The sequence below is a fragment of the Bradyrhizobium sp. BR 10261 genome, from assembly GCF_019455395.1.
GTDB classification, from domain to species: Bacteria; Pseudomonadota; Alphaproteobacteria; order Rhizobiales; family Xanthobacteraceae; genus Bradyrhizobium; species Bradyrhizobium manausense.
Genome location: NZ_JACOFQ010000068.1, coordinates 1 through 1,340 on the forward strand (window position 1 = coordinate 1; position 1,340 = coordinate 1,340).

Here is a 1,340-nt window from a genome sequence, read left to right on the forward strand (position 1 = left end):
TGCTGCAGCACGTCCTTGACGAAGCCGTTGACGACGAGGCCGACCGCTTCTTCCTGGGAAAGCCCGCGTTGGATGCAGTAGAACAGCACGTCCTCGGAGATTTTCGAGGTCGTCGCCTCGTGCTCGAACGTCGCCGAGGAATTCTTGGCCTCGATGTACGGCACGGTGTGCGCGCCGCATTTGTCGCCGATCAGCAGCGAATCGCAGGCGGTGAAGTTGCGCGCACCGGAGGCTTTCCGGTGCGCGGTGACGAGGCCGCGATAGGTGTTCTGCGATTTTCCCGCCGCGATGCCCTTTGAGATGATGCGGCTCGACGTGTTCTTGCCGAGATGGATCATCTTGGTGCCGGAATCGACCTGCTGAAAGCCGTTCGAGATCGCGATCGAGTAGAATTCGCCGCGCGAATTATCGCCGCGCAGGATGCAGCTCGGATATTTCCAGGTGATCGCCGACCCCGTTTCGACCTGGGTCCAGGAGATCTTGGAATTGGCGCCGCGGCAGTCGCCACGCTTGGTGACGAAATTGTAGATGCCGCCCTTGCCTTCCGAATTGCCGGGGTACCAGTTCTGCACCGTCGAGTACTTGATCTCGGCGTCATCGAGTGCGACGAGCTCGACCACGGCGGCGTGCAGCTGGTTCTCGTCGCGCTGCGGCGCGGTGCAGCCTTCGAGATAGGAGACGTAGGAGCCCTTGTCGGCGATGATCAGCGTGCGCTCGAACTGGCCGGTGTTGCGCTCGTTGATGCGGAAATAGGTCGACAGTTCCATCGGGCAGCGCACGCCCGGCGGCACGTAGACGAACGAGCCATCGGAGAACACCGCCGAGTTCAGCGTGGCGTAGAAATTGTCCGAGGTCGGCACCACCGAGCCGAGATATTTCTGCACCAGTTCAGGGTGCTCGCGGATCGCCTCCGAGATCGGCATGAAGATCACGCCGGCCTTCTTCAGCTCCGCCTTGAACGTGGTCGCAACCGAGACCGAATCGAACACCGCATCGACCGCGATCTTGCGCCTGGCCGGATCTTCCTCGCCCACCTTGGGCTCGACGCCTTCCAGCATGGCGACTTCCCGCAAGGGGATGCCGAGCTTCTCGTAGGTCTTCAGAATCTCCGGGTCGATCTCGTCGAGCGAGGTCACCGTCTTCTTCGGCTTCGGCGCCGCGTAATAATAGAGGTCCTGGAAGTCGATCTTCGGGTAATCGACGCGGGCCCAGGTCGGCTCCTGCATGGTCAGCCAGCGGCGATAGGCCTCCAGCCGCCACTGCAGCATCCAGGCGGGTTCATTCTTCTTCTGCGAGATGAATTTGACGATCTCTTCCGACAGCCCCTTGGGAGCCTTCTC

General features: G+C 61.5%; 1 protein-coding gene. It reads right to left on the reverse strand.

Features of this window, described 5'->3' with window-relative positions; genetic code table 11:
* Positions 1-1,340: Fe-S cluster assembly protein SufB (gene sufB / locus HYH07_RS36150; RefSeq protein WP_220006916.1), on the reverse strand; the 1,340-nt coding region annotated here is incomplete at both ends.